Annotated in this window: 13 protein-coding genes and 1 tRNA gene; 2 read left to right on the top strand and 12 right to left on the bottom strand. The window is 72.5% G+C overall.

Features of this window, described 5'->3' with window-relative positions; translation table 11 throughout:
• Positions 1-4 precede the first annotated feature (4 nt).
• On the bottom strand, positions 5-1,051 hold the full coding sequence (locus ACZ68P_RS12255) for an iron-siderophore ABC transporter substrate-binding protein (RefSeq protein WP_471005304.1): 1,047 nt from the start codon (positions 1,049-1,051) through the stop codon (positions 5-7).
• A 281-nt stretch (positions 1,052-1,332) separates the two neighbouring features.
• Positions 1,333-2,685 carry a lysine N(6)-hydroxylase/L-ornithine N(5)-oxygenase family protein gene (locus tag ACZ68P_RS12250; protein WP_471005303.1) on the bottom strand — a complete coding sequence of 451 codons (1,353 nt, stop codon included), beginning with the start codon at positions 2,683-2,685 and terminating at the stop codon, positions 1,333-1,335.
• A gap of 265 nt (positions 2,686-2,950) precedes the next feature.
• Here ACZ68P_RS12250 and ACZ68P_RS12245 point away from each other — a divergent pair, with 265 nt between their 5' ends.
• Together ACZ68P_RS12245 and ACZ68P_RS12240 are read left to right on the top strand one after the other, a co-directional pair.
• Complete coding sequence (locus ACZ68P_RS12245; RefSeq protein WP_471005302.1) at positions 2,951-3,898, top strand: methionyl-tRNA formyltransferase; 948 nt, start codon at positions 2,951-2,953, stop codon at positions 3,896-3,898.
• A 124-nt stretch (positions 3,899-4,022) separates the two neighbouring features.
• Positions 4,023-4,694, top strand: coding sequence for a MarR family winged helix-turn-helix transcriptional regulator (locus ACZ68P_RS12240; RefSeq protein ID WP_471005301.1), 672 nt, complete (start codon positions 4,023-4,025; stop codon positions 4,692-4,694).
• A gap of 50 nt (positions 4,695-4,744) precedes the next feature.
• On the opposite strand, the gene ACZ68P_RS12235 is transcribed toward ACZ68P_RS12240, so the two are convergent.
• The 10 genes from ACZ68P_RS12235 to ACZ68P_RS12190 all read right to left on the bottom strand — a co-directional run bounded on the left by ACZ68P_RS12235 (position 4,745) and on the right by ACZ68P_RS12190 (position 17,065).
• Entirely contained in the window at positions 4,745-5,794 is a 1,050-nt protein-coding gene (locus tag ACZ68P_RS12235) for a PucR family transcriptional regulator (RefSeq protein ID WP_471005300.1), read from the bottom strand.
• A gap of 299 nt (positions 5,795-6,093) precedes the next feature.
• Entirely contained in the window at positions 6,094-8,073 is a 1,980-nt protein-coding gene (locus ACZ68P_RS12230; RefSeq protein WP_471005299.1) for a potassium channel family protein, read from the bottom strand.
• 15 nt (positions 8,074-8,088) lie between these two features.
• Entirely contained in the window at positions 8,089-9,558 is a 1,470-nt protein-coding gene (locus tag ACZ68P_RS12225) for a flotillin family protein (protein WP_471005298.1), read from the bottom strand.
• A gap of 176 nt (positions 9,559-9,734) precedes the next feature.
• A complete protein-coding gene (locus ACZ68P_RS12220; RefSeq protein ID WP_471005297.1) occupies positions 9,735-10,238 on the bottom strand; it encodes a hypothetical protein in 504 nt (167 codons plus the stop codon).
• 344 nt (positions 10,239-10,582) lie between these two features.
• Complete coding sequence (locus ACZ68P_RS12215; protein ID WP_471005296.1) at positions 10,583-11,380, bottom strand: VOC family protein; 798 nt, start codon at positions 11,378-11,380, stop codon at positions 10,583-10,585.
• An 87-nt stretch (positions 11,381-11,467) separates the two neighbouring features.
• A complete protein-coding gene (locus tag ACZ68P_RS12210; RefSeq protein ID WP_471005295.1) occupies positions 11,468-12,661 on the bottom strand; it encodes an FAD-dependent oxidoreductase in 1,194 nt (397 codons plus the stop codon).
• Between the two features lie 148 nt (positions 12,662-12,809).
• Positions 12,810-13,496: a HutD/Ves family protein gene (locus tag ACZ68P_RS12205; RefSeq protein WP_471005294.1), complete on the bottom strand. Its 687-nt coding sequence runs from the start codon at positions 13,494-13,496 to the stop codon at positions 12,810-12,812.
• Between the two features lie 169 nt (positions 13,497-13,665).
• Positions 13,666-15,084 carry a Re/Si-specific NAD(P)(+) transhydrogenase subunit beta gene (pntB, locus tag ACZ68P_RS12200; protein WP_471005293.1) on the bottom strand — a complete coding sequence of 473 codons (1,419 nt, stop codon included), beginning with the start codon at positions 15,082-15,084 and terminating at the stop codon, positions 13,666-13,668.
• Between the two features lies 1 nt (position 15,085).
• On the bottom strand, positions 15,086-16,612 hold the full coding sequence (locus ACZ68P_RS12195) for a Re/Si-specific NAD(P)(+) transhydrogenase subunit alpha (protein ID WP_471005292.1): 1,527 nt from the start codon (positions 16,610-16,612) through the stop codon (positions 15,086-15,088).
• 376 nt (positions 16,613-16,988) lie between these two features.
• Positions 16,989-17,065, bottom strand: a tRNA-Pro gene (locus ACZ68P_RS12190).
• Between the last annotated feature and the right edge of the window lie 60 nt (positions 17,066-17,125).

The raw sequence follows: 17,125 nt of genomic DNA, 5'->3' as shown, positions 1-17,125 counted from the left end.
ACGGCTACTTGACGGCCGTCAGCAGCGGCTCGATCTCGTCGATCGCGTAGGGGATCGACAGGACCGTGTTGAAGGAGAAGGCGGCGCCGATGTCCGGGTCCTGGTACGGCACGAACAGGTCGCGCTTCTCCTGGTTGACCTTGAGCTTCTTGTAGAGCGGCTCGGCCTTGATGCGGTTGTTGGCGTCCGTGCTGGAGGTGACCCAGACGAGACGGTCGACGTCGAGGACGTTCAACTTCTCGGCGCTGAGTTCGGCGACGTTCCAGCCGGGCTTGGCCATGGTGTCGATCTCGGGCTTCAGCTTGAAGCCGAGCTCGGAGAAGAAGATCGACTTGGGGTCGGTCTTGGTGAAGGCGGAGTACTTGCCGGCCTCGAAGCTGTCGGCGACGGCCAGGGTCTTCTGCGCCCACTCGGGGTGCTTGTCGCGCGCGGCCTTGAAGCGGGCGTCGACGCCGGTGATCAGCTTCTCGGTCTCGTCGGCCTTGCCGAGCGACTTGCCGATCTGGCGGGTCATCACCTGCCACGGGGCGCCGTAGTCCGGGTGGTCCTTGGGCTGGGCGACGACCTTGGCGATCTTCGACAGGGTGTCGTACTGCTCCTTCTTCATGCCCGAGTACTGCGCGACGATCAGGTCGGGCTTGAGGGCCGCGATCTTCTCGATGTTGTACTCGTCGCGCTCGCCGACGACCTGCGGCGGCGTCGAGCCCCACTTGTCCTTCGCCCAGGGCCACTTGCCGTACGGCTGCTCCTTGAACCAGTCGACGGAGCCGACCGGCTTGATGCCGAGGGCGAGGACGGCGTCCTGGTCGGACAGGCCGAGGGTGACGACCTTCTTCGGCTCCGACTCGATGGTCGTGCTGCCGTACTTGTGCTCCACGGTGACCGGGAAGGCGGTGGACTTGCTCGCGCCGGCCTCGGCCGACGGCTTGGACTCGGTCTTCTCCGTACCGCCCCCACAGGCGGACAGGGCGAGCGCGGCGGCGGCGGCGACGGCCACGCGGGGGACGTTTCTGACGAACCGCGTCAGCGCGGGGCGTGTACCAGTGGACACGGATGTTCCTTTCACGGGGGTTTCTCTGTGCTGCCACGCCTGCCGGGTGCGACGGCGCCACCCGGTGGAGCGCGGCGGTATGTGCGTGGGGGGTACGGGGACAGGGGGTACGGGGGACGGGGGTGCGGCCTGGGCGCGGAGCGTGCGCCCGGTGCCGGGGTGGCCGCCACTCGGACCGGACCGGCGAGCGGGCCGGCCGGATCCCCGGGGCGGTCCTGGGGGTGTGTCGCCGATCGGGCCGGATCAGGGAGCGGAGGCCGGCGGGATCGGCAGGACGTCCGCTAGCGGCTCGTACCGATCCCGTCGGCGACCGGGCGGGCCACCTCGGCGGAGGCCGGGAGACCGCGGTCGAGGATCGAGTCAAGGATCTCGCCGACCCGGATGGCGGTGTTGGACAGCAGCGACGACGTGATGCCGTGCGTGTGCTCGGTGCCGCCCTGGAGGTAGATGCCGCAACGCAGTTCGGCGTCTGTGGCGATGCGGTAGTCGCGTTCGACGCGGACGCGGCCCTGGTCGTCGCGGTGGCACCGGCCGGCGACGTCGCCGAGGAGGCCGAGGCCGTCCGCCTGCTGGTAGCCGGTGGCGAAGACCACGATGTCGGCGTCCAGCGTGCTGTCCTCGCCGCTCACCAGCGACTTGACGGTGGCGCGGACGCTGTCGGGGGTCTCTTCGACGCCGGTGAGGCGGGAGACGTTGATGAAGCGCAGGCGCTCGGTGCCGAGGACCTTCTCCTGGTACGCCTGCCGGTACAGGTCGTCGATCAGGTCGATGTCCACCACGGAGTAGTTGGTGTTGCCGTGATAGCCCATCAGCTTGCGCTTGATGTCGTCCGGGGCGGCGTAGTACTCGTCGACCGCCGCGGGGTCGAAGATGCGGTTGGCGAAGCTGCTGTCGTCGGCGGGGCTGTAGCCGTAGCGCGAGAAGACGGCGCAGATCTCCGCCTCGGGGAAACGGCGGTGCAGGTAGGCGACGTTCTCGGCGGCGCTCTGACCGGCGCCGACCACGACGAAGCGGGAGGGGTCGGTGCCCTCCAACCCCTCCACCTTGGCGAGGAGTTCGGAGTTGTGCCAGACGCGGTCGCCCCGCTCGACGCCCTCGGGCATGAGTGGCCGCAGCCCGGTGCCGATGACGAGGTTGCGCGCCCGGTGGACCACCGTCTCGGTGCCGGACCGGGCGGTCACGTCCAGGTACTCCACCACGCCGTCGACGACCACGGGTTCGACGGAGACGACCTCGTGGCCGTAGGAGACCATGTCGTCGACCTTGGCCGCCGCCCACTCGAAGTAGTCGTGGAACTCCACGCGCAGCGGGAAGAGGTTCTTGTGGTTGACGAAGTCGATCAGCCGGCCCTTGCTCTGCAGGTAGCAGAGGAAGCTGTACTCGCTGGTCGGATTCCGCAGCGTCACCAGGTCCTTGAGGAAGGAGACTTGCATCGTCGCGTCGTCGATGAGCATGCCGCGGTGCCACCCGAAGCGGGGCTGCCGCTCGAAGAAGTGAGCGGTGACCGCCTCTTGCCTTCCGACGCGTGCGTTGTGCTCGCTGAGCGCGATCGCCATGGCCACGTTGGACGGCCCGAAGCCGATTCCTATGAGGTCGTGGATCAGTGGTGCGTCGTCAGGAAGAGCCTGAGACATGTCACTCCCATCGTGCGGGACAGCCGCCTGCCAGGCGCGGCTGTCAGGCGTGGGGAACGGCGGAGCCCGAGCACGCCGGTAAGTCGGCACTGCCGAGCGGAACTTAGGTAAAGCTAACCTGATCTGGCCCTACTGTCGACGGGGCAAAACGGACACGAGGCCCGTCACCCCCGTCAACTGGGCCACAAATGATGGGTCGTTGCATCCTTAGGTAAGGCTTGCTTTACTTGACGCCGGTCAGTCGCTTTTCTGAGGAGGAACCTCCATGCGGGTCGTCATGTTCGGTTATCAGACCTGGGGCCATCGCACCCTGCAGGCGCTCCTGGACTCCGAGCACGACGTGGTGACGGTCGTGACGCACCCGAAGAGCGAGCACGCCTACGAGAAGATCTGGAGCGACTCCGTCGCCGATCTGGCCGAGGAGCACGGCGTCCCGGTCATCATCCGCAACCGGCCCGACGACGAGGAGCTGTTCCAGCAGCTCAAGGAGGCCGACGCGGACATCATCGTCGCCAACAACTGGCGTACATGGATCCCCCCGCGCATCTACACCCTGCCGAGGCACGGCACGCTGAACATCCACGACTCGCTGCTCCCCAAGTACGCCGGATTCTCGCCGCTGATCTGGGCGCTCATCAACGGCGAGCCCGAAGTCGGCGTCACCGCCCACATGATGGACGAGGAGCTCGACGCCGGCGACATCGTCATGCAGCGCGCGGTCGCGGTCGAGGGGACGGACACGGCCACCGACCTGTTTCACAAGACGGTCGACCTCATCGCCCCGGTGACCATCGGCGCCCTCGACCTGATCGCCTCCGGACAGACCGAGTTCACCCGGCAGGACCGGTCGCAGGCCACCTTCTTCCACAAGCGCGCCGAGGAGGACATCCGGATCAACTGGGAGTGGCCCGCCGAGGTCCTGGAGCGACTGGTGCGCGCCCAGTCCGCCCCGTACCCGAGCGCCTTCGCCTTCCACAAGGGCAAGCGGATCGAGATCGTGTCCGCGGTGGTCTCGCAGGGACGTTACGGCGGCACCCCGGGGCGCGTCTTCTACCGCGAGGGCGAGGGCGTGGTGATCGTCGCCGGCGCCGACGCCCGCACCGGCCGCAACCACGGTCTCGCGATCACCCGCGTGCGCACCGAGGACGGCCGGGAACTGCCCGCGACGGAGTACTTCACCTCCATGGGCGGCTACCTGACCAGTCGTCCCTGACGACCGGTCCCCCGCACACCGGCCCGCCCGGACGGTCCCGGGACGGGCCGGCATCTTCGGTCAAAGTTAGGTTAGGCAAACCTAACCAGGACGCATCTGTGACATCTGAACAGTGAGGAAAGCGATGGATCAGCCGGTCATCTCCGGAACAGCGCACGACCCGTCCGGCGCGCGGTTCGCCGTCGTCGGCATTTCGAACATGCCGACCGACTGGGCGCAGGTCTTCCGATCCCTCGCGGGCGCCGACCTGACCCTGACGCTCACCACCCCGCCCCTCGCCCCCGAGGGCACGGCCCCGGAACGCGTGCCGGTCTCCGGGCCGCCCTCCATGAGCATGACCCCGCCCAGTGTGCTCGGCCTCAACGCCTACCTCATGTACGCGATCGGCAAGGCCGCGCGACGCAGGCTCCAGGACAAGCTGACCTCCCGCGGGTTACGCCTCTGGCACCTCACCGTCCTCGCGATCCTCGCCGACCTGGGACCCCAGGCGAAGACCGTCCTCGCCGCGCGCCTCGACATGAACGCGAGTGACCTCGTGAAGATCGTCAACGACCTCGTCACGACCGGTCACGTCGACTGCGACCGGGACCCCGACGACCGCCGCCGCGTGGTGGTCCGGCTCACTCCCTCCGGCCGGTCCGCGCTGGCCGAGCTCAACGCGGACATCGCCACGGCCGACGACGAACTCCTCGCCCCCCTCACCCCGGAGGAACGCGACACCCTCTCCTCCCTCCTGCGCCGCGTCCACCACCACCTCGACCCCTCGCCCGCCGGGGTGCCGACGACACCCGGCTGAGCCGACCCCCGCCACCGGGCCCGTCGGTGGTGCCGCGTCACCAGCCGTCCTCACAAGGGTCTTTCGGGCCAGTCGAGCAGGCGGGCGCCGATGACCGCCGTCTGGAGGGTGTAGCGGTGCATGGGATCGGCCGGATCAGCGCCCGTCAGGGTGCGGACGCGTTCCAGCCGGTACGTCACCGCCCGGACGCTCAACGACAGCCGACGGGCCGCTTCGGCGGCCACGCAGCCCGTGGCGAAGTACTCCGTCAGGGTGTCGAGGAGCGGCCGGGGCCCGCCACGCGCCGCCTCCAAGGGGCTGAGGGTGCTGCGCACGAGGTCGACGAGGGCCTGCCGGTCCCGGGCGAGCACGGGGAAGACCAGAAGGTCGGCGGCGCGGAGCAAGGGCTGTTCGTAGCCCATGCGCTGGGCCACGTCGAGGGCGTTGAGGGCCTCCTCGTAGCTGTGGCCGATACCGACGGCACCGGGCCGGGGACGGCCGATGGCGACCTGTCCCCCGTCGGTGGCCGCGTGGGCGTGCTTGGCGAAGTGGGTGAGGACGTCCTCCTGGTCGCCAGGGGCGATGCACACCATGCGTCCGTCCTTCGTGGTGAAGAGGATGCGGCGGTTCTCGAAGCGCGCGAACAGGGCGCTCTCCACCCGGCGGGGGACGGGGTCGGTCTCGTCGTACTTGGCGGGGCCTTCGGCGACGGCGACCGCGTGGGCGCGGGACAGCCGCAGGCCGAACCGCTCGGCCCGGGCGGCGAGGTGACCCGGGTCGCCGCGGCCGTGGAGGAGGTCGTCGATGAACTCCCGCCGGGCGGCCTCCTCCTGCCGGATGACACGACGCTGGGCGTGCTCGTACCCGTCGGCGAAGGCGTCGACGGCCTGCTCCATGACGGCCAGGACACTGTCGGGGGTGGCGGAGGCGGGCCAGCAGGCACGTCCTGCGGCGAGGTGCTCGCGGACCAGGACGCGCCAGGCGAGTCCCCGCTCGGCGGCCCGGGCGCCCAGCGCGCGGCGGGAGGCGAGCTCGTCGCGGGTGAGCCGGCGACCGGTGGCGGAGGCGTCGGCCAGTATCTCCGGATAGCCGTCGAGGAACTCGGCGGGCGTGTCGTGCACGGTTGCGTCCCCTCCAGGGGCGGCGGGCTTCGTGGGCGGGGCTCGATGCCCGGTCGGGCCGGGCGGGGTCGGTCGGGTCGGACGAGGTCGGCTCGGGGCGAGCGGCCGGACGGGGCGGGGGCCGCGACGCGCGGACGTCGGCGGTACCGGCGCGGCTGGGCGGAGGGCCGACTCCGATGGAGCGCGGACGCCGCGCGGGCCGACGCCCCTACCGTACGGCGTACGGCGGAGGCGGGCCGCGCCCCGGCCGTACGCATGGCGGAGCGTACCGGCTCGACGGACGGGCCGGCCCGGCCGGTTCAGGGCAGAGGCGGAGAGCCGCGCAGTTCGGCGAGGCCGCGGCGGGTCGCCGCGATGACGATGCGGTCCTCGGGACGCAGGACGTAGCCGGGGTGGAGGTCCCAGAGGAGGTGGGGGTGTGCGCCTTCGCCCGGGGTGGTCGCGAGGTCGGGGCGGCGGGCCGTGGGGGTGGCGGTGTCGAGTGCGAGGACGCGCCAGGCGCCCGGGCGGAACGCCTCGGCGATCGTGCGGCCCTCGAACCGGGGGCTGCCGGCGACCGGCAGGGCGGCGACGAGCAGGACCCGGCGTTCGACCGGGATGGCGCCCAGTATCTGACGGCCCATCATGGCCGCGGCGAAGGCGGGAGCGGCGAGGTGGGTGACGCTGCGGCTTCGGGTGAGCCCGTCGGGGTGGGCGGTGCGCAGGGTGCGGTGGACGGCGGTGGCGAAGTCGTCGTCGTACAGCCGCAGCGCGACCCGCAGGTCGGCCTTCACGGTGCGCGCGTGGAGCGTGGCCTCCAGATTCGTGGTGTCGGAGCTGGTGAGCGCCAGCAGCGCATGGGCCCGGTGCACCTTGGCGGATGCCAGGACGCCCTCCTCCGTGACGTCGCCGAGGACGACGGGCACGCCCAGGCGGCGGGCGGTCGGGATGCCCCGAGCCTCGGGGTCCTCCTCCACGCACACCACCGGGATGTCGAGTTCGCGCAGCCGGGCCAGCACGCGCGTACCGATCCTGCCGAGGCCGAGCAGGACGACGTGGTCCGAGAGCCCTCGCGGCGGGCGGCGCAGGGCGCCCGCCGAGCGGAGGGTCCCGAGGGTCTCCAGGGCCCCCGCGACGAGCAGCGGCAGCAGCGCCAGGCCGACGAGCCCCGACAGGAGCTGGAGGACCTGGCGGGTGGTCGACGCGTCGACGGCCGGATCGTTGATCGAGAACAGGTCCAGCAGGGTGAGGTACACCGCGTGGACGGGGTCCGCGTCGGTGGCGACCGTGGTAGCCACGGTCAGCGCGAGCACCGAGGCGGCGATCCCCGCGAGGGCCCGCGCCAGGCGGCTGGAGGCGAGTTCGCTCCAGGGAGCGCCCCGTCGGGCGAGCCGCCGGCTCGGCAGGACGGGACCGGCGTGCCGGACCGCCTCCAGGACGACGCTTCCCCGATCGGCCGCGCCGCGCACCGCCCGGTCGTCCGGGAGCAGTTGCGGGCCCTGGGGCCCGCTGGAGTCGGAGCCCTCGGCGCCCGCCGGGTCGGCGGTGGTGGACGAGAGGAGGGCGAGGGTGCACAGCCCCGGGTCGGGAGTCTCACCCCGGGCGGGCGGCCTGCGCTCCACCGCCCGCAGGAGCAGTCCGTCGGCCTGGACGACCTTGCTCGTGCCGGCGACGGCGGTGGCGGCAAGGGCGGGCGCCGCCGTGTCCGCGTCAGAGAGCACGGTCGTGGAGGCGTCCAGGACCGTCCTGTCCGTCCCCGGCATCGCCACGAGGGCCGCCTGGTCGAGCAGTTCCTCCATGTGCTGTCCCAGCTTGCGGTTGTACATCCGGACCACGAGCCGCAGCCGCGGACTGAGACGGCGGGCGGCGAGCGCGGCCCGGAGGTTGGTCTCGTCGTCCTCGTACAGCAGGGCCAGCGCCGCGGCCCGGTCCACACCGGCCCGCAGGAGCGCCGCCTCGGTCGGGGCGTCCGAGGACAGCTCCTCCAGGGGCGGCGGCCCGCCCGGCGACGGAGGGGCCGGCGGCCGCGCCGTACGGACGCTCGTGTCGTACGGCGCCGGGCCGCCGGACCGTCTCGCGGCCGCGCCGAGCCGTACCACCAGCCCGGCCGCCCGGCCGAGGGCGGCGGGCCGCGGCTCGGCGGGACCGTGGGGCACGACGAGGACGACCCGCTCGCGGTAGACGTCCCGTAACTCGGCGGCGAGCCGGTGCGCGAGGCCGTCGTCCCCGCAGACGACCATGTGGCCGGCCAGGCCCGCGCCCGTATCCTCGCCCTGGCTCCGATACGTGAGCGGCAGCATGCTTCCCCCCTCTGGTCAGCGCACCGCGGACTCGCCGGCCCATCGGCCCGTCGATCCGTCCCGTCGGTGGTCCGTCTCGTCGGTGATCTCGACCGGCGTGCCGCCGGCCGCCGGCTGGTGCTTCCGGGTGAGCCCCTCAAGCAGGGCGGCGAGGTCGACTCCGGTGGCGGAGCCGAGGAGTTCCATGCCCTGGGCGACGTTGTCGGTGACCGTACGGGAGAGCCGGCCGGCGCCGTCGGTGGAGATGACGGTCAACTTGTCGATGGCGGCCAGCGGTTCGGCGGCCTTCGCGACGACCTGGGGCAGGACCTCGACGAGCATCTGGAGGACGGCCGCGTCGCCGTACCGGGCGTAGGCGTCGGCCTTCGCGCGCATCGCCTCGGCCTCGGCGGCGCCCCTGGCCGCGGTGGCGGCGGCCTGGGCCTCCCCCTCGATGCGTACGGCGTCGGCGAGCGCGGCGCGGTGCGCCTTCTGTCCCTCACCGGTCAGCCGCGAGCGTTCGGCGTCGGCCTCGGCCTCCTTGACCAGGGCGATGCGGCGGGCCTCGGCCTCCTGCTCGGCGCGGTAGCGGGCCGCGTCCGCGGGCTTGCGCACCTGCGTGTCGAGCTGCCGGTCGGTGAGCGCGGCCTGCCGTCCGGCGACCTTCTCCTGCTCGGCGAGGACCTCCTGCTGCCGGGCGGCCTCGGCGAGCGGACCGGCGGCGTTGGCCTGGGCGGCGGCCTCGTCCGTCTGCGCCTTGATCTCGGCCTGCTTCAGGTAGAGGGTCCGCTGGGCGATCGCGATCTCCTCCTCGGCCTTCAGCCTGGCCTGTTCGGACGCGCGGCGGGCGACGGCCTCCGCGATGTCGGCCTCCTGCCGGGCGCGGGCGGCCTCCGGCCTGCCGAGGTCCTCCAGGTACGAACCCTCGGTGGTGATGTCCTGGATCTGGAAGGCGTCCAGGACCAGGCCCTGCCCCGACAGGCTGGCCTCCGCCTCCTCCGCGACCTGTCCGGCGAACGCGGCGCGGTCACGGATGACGTCCTCGACCGACATCCGGCCCACGATGGAGCGCAGGGCGCCGGAGAGCACCTCCTGGGTGAAGCCGACGATGCCGTCCTGCTGCATCAGGAACCGCTGGGCGGCGGCGCGGATCGAGTCCTCGGTGCCACCGACCTTGACGATCGCGACGCCTTCGAGGTTCGCCTTGACCCCGCGCAGCGTGACCGCGCCCCGGACCGCGACCGGGATATGGCGGCTGGAGAGGTCGAGGGTGAACTTCTGCTGGACGAACGGCACGACGAAGACACCGCCGCCGACCACGACCTTCTGGCCGCTGTTGTCGGTGAAGACGCGTCCCGTGGCCGGGTCGGTGGCCTTCTTCCCCCGCCGGCCGGTGATGATGAACGCCTCGCTGGGCCCGGCGACCTTGTAGCGCGTCACGACGACGAGGGCGAGCAGGACGACGAGGACGACGATGCCCACCACAGCGGTGAGGACGGGGCCCATGACAATCAACTCCCTTGACTTCGAGCGTGGTTCGGACGGGGCGGGCGCTGTTCGCCGGGCGAACGGGCACACGTCGAAGCGGCAGACGCCGGGACTTGCCGTCCGCCGCCGCGAACAAGGCCTGCGGCCAAGGGCGTTCGACGGCGCGGCGGCGACGCGAGACAGCGCCGCGGGTGTCAGCGTTCGACGGCGCGGACGAGCACCGACGTGGGGGACAGCAGGCTCTCGACCCACACCTCGGTGCCCCGGGAGACCGGGAGGGCGGACTTCGCGGCGTACTTCACCGGCTGGCCGGCCAGGTGGAGCAACACCTCGCCGTACCCGTCGGCGGGGATCGCGGTGACCACCGCCCCCGGAGCCCCGGCCAGGTCCTCGCTCCGCGGCGCGGGGGCGCCGTCACGCATCAGCGCCCGGCCTAGCCTCCAGGTCAGCCAGGCGACGACGCACCCGGCCACCGCGCCCGCACCGGTGGCGATCCCCGCGCCCGCGCCGGTGACCCCCTTCGTGATCGCCCCCGTGAAGCCGAGCGCCGACACGAACCCGGCGGCCACCGGCAACGACAGGAAGCCGTCCGGCCCTCCCCCGACGCCGTCGAGGAGCCCGTCCAGGACACCGTCGAAGAGCAGGGAGAGAGCGAGCAGTACGAGCCCGGCGATGCCGAGACCCAGAAACCACCCCATGTGTCCGCCCCCTTCCCCCGCCGGAGCCCTCGTACGGCTCCGCCCTACGGCCGCACCGGCTCAGGTCCCGCCGTCCCGTGCATCGTTCCACCGCACCGCACGTCGGTTCACTGCCGGACCCCGGCAGTCTTCGCCCCCCTTCGATGCCGCTCCCGCGCCCCTCGACCGGGCCATTGGCCACCGAAGCCCCCTCCGCTCCGTGCCTCCCACCTCTCGGGCTCTCGGCCGGGGGAAGCCCCCGGCTCAAGGCACTCACACCCCGGTCCGGTCCGGATCGGATGGCCGGCGACGGCGGGAGCCGCGACCGGCCCGCGGGACGGGACGCGGCGGACCGGTGGCCCCGCTCAGCCGGCGGACGGCGTCAGGACGACGAAGTCCGCGTTCGACGGGTCGAGGCAGACGGCCAGACGGCCGACGCCTTCCGCGTCATCCGGACCCATCTGCACGGTGCCGCCGTTCTCGGTCACCTTGGCGACCGTGGCGTCGCAGTCGGCGACGGCGAAGACGGGGTGCCAGTACGGCCGCCCGCCCGCGAGGGCGAGGGCGTCGGCGGGCAGCTCCATGAGGCCGCCGTGCATGCGCTCGTCGGGCAGTCCTGCCGGGGTGATGAGGGCGTACGCGCCCCCGCCGCCGGGCAGCTCCATGTCGCCGAACCGCCAGCCGAGGACGCCGCCGTAGAACTCCTTCGCGGCGGCGGCGTCGGTCGTGTACAGCTCGGTCCAGGACAGCGAACCCGGTTCGTCGACCAGCTCGACGCCCTTGTCCGTCCCCGGCTGCCAGACGGCGAACTGGCCTCCCAGCGGGTCGCTGTACTGCGCCATCCGGCCCCACTCGTCGAGGTCCCGGGGCGCGACCCGGACCGTGCCGCCCGCCCGTTCCACCGCCTGGGTCGTGGCGTCCGCGTCGGCGACGCTGTAGTAGATCATCCAGGCCGGGCGCGCCCCCTCCTCGGTGAGCTTGCCGAGCCCGGCGACGATCTTGCCGTCCTTGCGGAACATCCCGCCTTCCATGTCCTCCCCCTCCCCCATGGACTCGTACTCCCAGCCGAGCACGGCGCCGTAGAAGGCCGCGGCGGCGGAGACGTCAGGGGCGCCGAGGTCGAGCCAGCAGGGGGAGCCGGGTACGAAGTCGGTGGTGATCATGGCAAGCGCCTTTCGCAGGTCCGGTACGTCCTCAGCCTCGCACCGGAGCCCTGCCCTCGCCCGTCGGCCGCGCCGTTCCGGCGGCCGTCACCCCTCCGGCCGGTCGGGAAGCCGGAAGCCGTTGAACAGGTCGTCCAGGCCACGCAGGGCCAGCCGGTCGGGAGTGGCCCGGACCGCGAGGTCGCGGGCGGCCACGGCGAGCGGGTGGCGGAGGGCGCCCAGGCGGCCGACCCGGCGTGCGCGGACGCGCACGGCGTCGGTCCGGTCGCGGCGGGCGGCGGTGTACGCGGCGAGGGCGGCCGGGACGCCGTCCGGGCCGTCGCCGCCGTCCCCGGCCGGGAGGAGGTGGGCGAGGATCACCGCGTCCTCGATGGCCTGGCAGCCGCCCTGGCCGAGGTTCGGGGCCATGGCGTGGGCGGCGTCGCCGAGCCAGGCGATCCGGCCGTGGTGCAGGCGCGGGAGCGGGGCGGCCAGCTCGTGGAGGTCGTGCCGCAGGACGTCGTCGGGGGCGAGGCGGTCGACGCGGTCCAGCAGGGCCGGGATCGGGTCGTGCCACGAGCCGAAGCGACGACGGAGTTCGCCGCGGGCGTCGGCCGCCCGCATGCCGGCCGGGACGACCGCGGTGGCGTAGAGGTAGAACCGGCCGTCGGAGAGCGGGGTGACGCCGAACCGCTCGCCGCGCCCCCAGGTCTCGCTCATGGCCTCGATGCCCAGGTCCGGAGCGTCCACGAGGGCCCGCCAGGCGGTCTCGCCGATGTAGTGCGGACCGGGGTGGGCGGGGAAGTACGCGCGGCGCAGCGGGCTGTGGATGCCGTCGGCGGCGACGACCACGTCGGCGGGCAGGTCCGGACCGGCTTCCGTACGCACGACCGGGCGGCCCGTGGCGTCGTCGACGGCGGTCACGGCGGTGGCGTAGCGGAGGGCCCGCGCCGGCAGGGCGGCGGCCAGAGCGACGGTGAGCGCCGGGCGCGGGACGGCGATCGGGGGCATCCCGTAGCGCGCCGCCAGGTCGGCGGTACGGGTCCGGGTGAGCCAACGGCCGTCGGAGCGGCGCACGCCCATGGCGGCGGGTACGGCGCCACCGGTGGCCCGGGTGACGTCGACGTCGATGGCGCGCAGTGCGCGCAGCGCGTTGGGGGCGAGGCCGATACCGGCACCGGTGACGGGGGGTTCGGGGGCGCTCTCGCAGACGGTGACGTGCCAGCCACGGCGGTGCAGCGCCACCGCGGCGGTGAGGCCGCCTATCCCGGCTCCGACCACGACCACGCGACGTCTCGGCATGGAGCCTGTCTCCCCTCGGTCCTGGCGTTCACCACCGCTGCGGGCGCCGCGGCCGGCCGCGGCGCCCGGGCCTGTAGCCGGATGCCGCCGAGGCCCCGGGGCGAGCCCGGGAGCGTCGCCGCGCGGATCCCGTTCCCGGCCACCGTACTCACCTCACCGGCGCGACATCCGCCCACAGGGCGACGGCTTCGGGCGAGAGCGGTGTGACCGCCCGGCCCGAGGCGGTGTCCTTCGGAGGCTCGGCTCGCCTCCGGGGCGCTTCGAGCGTGCGTCGACGGTCGGCCGTGCTCGCCCGCTCGTACCTCGCGGCCTCTGCGCGATCTCCATCCTCGACCACCGCGCGCCCCCGGGGCTCGTCCCACCACACACCCTGCCCCGCGGCCAGGGTGTGCCCCTCGGTATCCGTCCGCCAGTGGCCGCGCAGCACGTACAGCACTCCGGCGTGGCCGCCGGGCGGCACGACGGGCGCGGTGACGCGGTCCACCCGGGCGGCCCGGACGCCGCGCCGGACCATGAGGTTGAGCACCCGGCAGGCCCCGCCCCGCAGTTCGGCGGTGAGCTCCAGGTCACCGGAGAAGCCGAAGGGCTCCCCCGCTCGCACCGTCCGGTCGAACGCTCCGGGGGCCGTCAGGCGCACGCCGTCGCCCGCGAGGACGGTGAACGTCCGGTCGACGCCGGGAAAGGCGGAGAACGGCCCGTCCCGGTCGATGTCGGCCACGCTCGCCCGCCACTGGAACTCCCCGGCGCCCACCGGCCACGAGACGATCTCCCGCGTGGCGCCCCCGCCGTTGCGCCACCGGCCCGCCGTCAGGGTCTCGACGTCGAAGAGGTGCATGCGGACTCCCGGGCTGCGCGGCGTACGGGGTGCGGATCACCCGTCCGGCCAACGATAGAGGGGCCGTCCCCGAGGCCCCGCAGGGCGGAGGGCTCCCGAACGGGGACCGCCGGCCCGGGTGGACGTCCGCGTCCACGCCGGGCCGGCGGTTCCTCGGCCGTCGCGCTCCTCAGAGGGCGCCGACGATGTCCTCGACCCGTGCCTTCGCGTCACCGAAGAGCATCGCGGTGTTCTCCTTGAAGAACAGCGGGTTCTGCACGCCCGCGTATCCGGAGGCCATCGAGCGCTTGAACACGATGACCTTGCCGGCCTCCCAGACGTTGAGGACCGGCATGCCGGCGAGCGGGCTGCTGGGGTCCTCCGCCCCGGCCGGGTTGACGGTGTCGTTGGCGCCGATCACGAGGACGACGTCGGTCTTGGCGAAGTCGTCGTTGATCTCGTCCATTTCGAGCACGATGTCGTACGGCACCTTGGCCTCGGCGAGGAGGACGTTCATGTGGCCGGGCAGGCGGCCGGCGACGGGGTGGATGCCGAACCGTACGTCGACGCCCCTCGCGCGCAGCTTCGACGTCAGCTCCGCGACCGGGTACTGGGCCTGGGCGACGGCCATGCCGTACCCGGGCGTGATGACCACGGACCGGGCGGCGCCCAGGAGTTCGGCCGCGCCCTGGGCGGTGGTCTCCTGGTGCTCGCCGTAGTCGACGTCCGAGCCCGACGGCGCCTCGATGCCGAAGCCGCCGGCGATCACGGAGAGGAACGAGCGGTTCATCGCCTTGCACATGATGTAGGACAGGTAGGCACCCGAGGAGCCGACGAGCGCGCCGGTGATGATCAGCAGGTCGTTGCCGAGCAGGAAGCCGGAGGCCGCCGCCGCCCAGCCGGAGTAGCTGTTGAGCATCGAGACGACGACCGGCATGTCACCGCCGCCGATCGAGGCCACCAGGTGCCAGCCGAGGGCCAGCGCCAGGACCGTCACGGTGATCAGCAGCCACAGGTCCGGCGTGATCACGAACCACACCGTCAGGGCGAGGAAGAGGACCAGCGAGCCGAGGTTGAGGGCGTTCTTGCCCGGCAGCACCAGCGGCTTGGAGTCGATCTTGGCGGCGAGCTTCAGGTACGCCACGACGGAGCCCGTGAAGGTGACCGCGCCGATGAACAGGCCGATGAACACCTCGGCGTGGTGGATGCCCAGCGTGCCGAGCGCGTCCAGGGCCTTGGCCTCGTGGCCGTCCGGGTCGTGCTCGACGTTGAGGAAGCCGTTCCAGCTGACCAGCACGGCGGCCAGACCGACGAAGGAGTGCAGCAGCGCGATCAGTTCGGGCATCCCGGTCATCTCGACGCCGCGGGCCCGCTGCAGGCCGATCAGCGCGCCGATCAGCATGGCGCCGGCCATCAGGCCGAGGCCGGCACCGCTGATGTCACCGTCCAGCGCGAGCACGACCGTCGCGACGAGCGCGACGCCCATGCCGAGCATGCCGAACGCGTTGCCGAGCCGTGCCGATTCGTGCTTGGAGAGTCCTGCCAGCGCGAGGATGAATAGCAGCGCGGCAACGAGGTAGGCCGCCTGTGCGGCGAGGGTCGCAGACATGTCAGCTCCGGTTGAACATGGCGAGCATGCGACGCGTCACCGCGAAGCCGCCGAAGATGTTGATACTGGCCAGAAGGATCGCGACGAACGAGAGCACCGTGACCGCCGTGCTCGTGTGGCCGATCTGCAGGAGCGCGCCGACGACGATGATCCCGGAGATCGCGTTCGTCACCGACATCAACGGCGTGTGCAGGGCGTGGTGCACGTGCCCGATCACGTAGTAGCCGATCACGATCGCCAGGATGAAGACCGTCACGTGGGGCAGCAGCGCCGCCGGGGCGAACGCGGCCATGAGGAAGAGGGCCAGCGCGCCGAGGGCCACGCCGCCGAACTTCTGCTTCGCCGACTTCGGCTGCTTCTTCGGCGCCGGCTGCGCGGGGGCCGCCGCGGGCGCGGGGGCCGGGGCGGCGGAGACCTGGACCGGCGGGGGCGGCCACGCCGACTCCCCCGCGCGTACGACGGTGATCGAGCGCTGCACCGGGTCGTCCCAGTCGAGGACCAGCGACCCGTCCTTGCCCGGCGTCATCAGCTTCAGCAGGTTCACCAGGTTCGTGCCGTACAGCTGCGAGGCCTGGGCCGGCAGCCTGCCCGCCAGATCGGTGTACCCGATGATCGTCACGCCGTTCTCGGTGACGGCCTTCTCGCCCTTCACGGTGCCCTCGACGTTGCCGCCGTTGGCGGCCGCCATGTCGACGATCACCGACCCCGGCTTCATGCTCGCCACCATCTCGGCGGTGATCAGCGTCGGCGCGGGACGGCCCGGGATCAGCGCGGTGGTGATGACGATGTCGACCTCGCGGCACTGCGCGGCGTAGAGCTCGACCTCGCGCGCCTTGTAGTCGTCGCCCATCTCCTTGGCGTAGCCGGTCTTCGAGACCTCCACCTCCGGGGACTCGATCGACAGGTACTCGCCGCCCAGCGAGCGAACCTGGTCGGCCACCTCCGGTCGCGGGTCGGTCGCCCGTACGATCGCGCCGAGCGAGCCGGACGCACCGATCGCCGCCAGGCCGGCGACGCCGGCGCCCGCGACGAGCACCTTCGCCGGCGGGACCTTGCCCGCCGCGGTCACCTGGCCGGTGAAGAAGCGCCCGAACTCGTGCGCGGCCTCGATGACGGCCCGGTAGCCGGCGATGTTCGCCATGGACGACAGCACGTCCATCGACTGCGCCCGGCTGATGCGCGGCACGGCGTCCATCGACAGGGCCGTGAAGGGACGCCGGCCCAGGTCCTCGACCATCGCCGGGTCGAAGGCCGGCGCGAACAGCGCGACCACGGTGGCCTCTGGGCGTACCCGGTCCAGCTGGGAGGGCGTCGGGGCGTTGACCCCGAGCACCACGTCGGCGGCCTCCGCCTCGCCGACGGTCGCGCCGGCGGCCTCGTAGGCACCGTCGGTGAAGCCGGCCGCGACCCCCGCGCCCGGGGCGACGACCACGTCGTACCCCAGTTTGCGGATCTGTTCGATCGTGGCCGGCGTGGCCGCGACGCGACTCTCACCCGCCCGCGCTTCCTTGAGGACTCCGACGATCACGAGTGTTCTCCGTTCGCTGCTCCGGCCCACACGGCCTGTTCCCGACACGATCAGAAGTGCACCCGCGATGATCCGGAGCACGACGCTCAGCTTGGCCGTCGAAAGCTCTCCTTGAACAGCACCCACCAGTGAGGCACACGCAACACTCGACAGAATTCGAATCCCGTGCTCACCTCACGCCGCGCGTCCCGGGGCGGAGGTCACCGGGCGACCGCGCTCGGCGCCGTACCCCTGCCCGCTTGGCGCCTCAAGGGCCTCTACCTGGGCGGACGCAGGAGGACCGACGCGCCTCCGGTCCGCGACCACCGCACGCGCGAACGCACGAAAGGCCGCCCTCTCACGGATGAGAGAACGGCCTCCGACCAGCGTTTCCGCATGGTCGGGACGACAGGATTTGAACCTGCGACCCCTTGACCCCCAGTCAAGTGCGCTACCAAGCTGCGCCACGTCCCGGTGCTTCGGCCCGCCCGGATCGTCCCGGTGGGGCGTTGCGAGACAGACTTTACCCCACTC

It is taken from the genome of Streptomyces sp. NPDC036822 (genome assembly GCF_055609145.1).
This window is presented reverse-complemented; position numbering and strand designations above follow the sequence as displayed.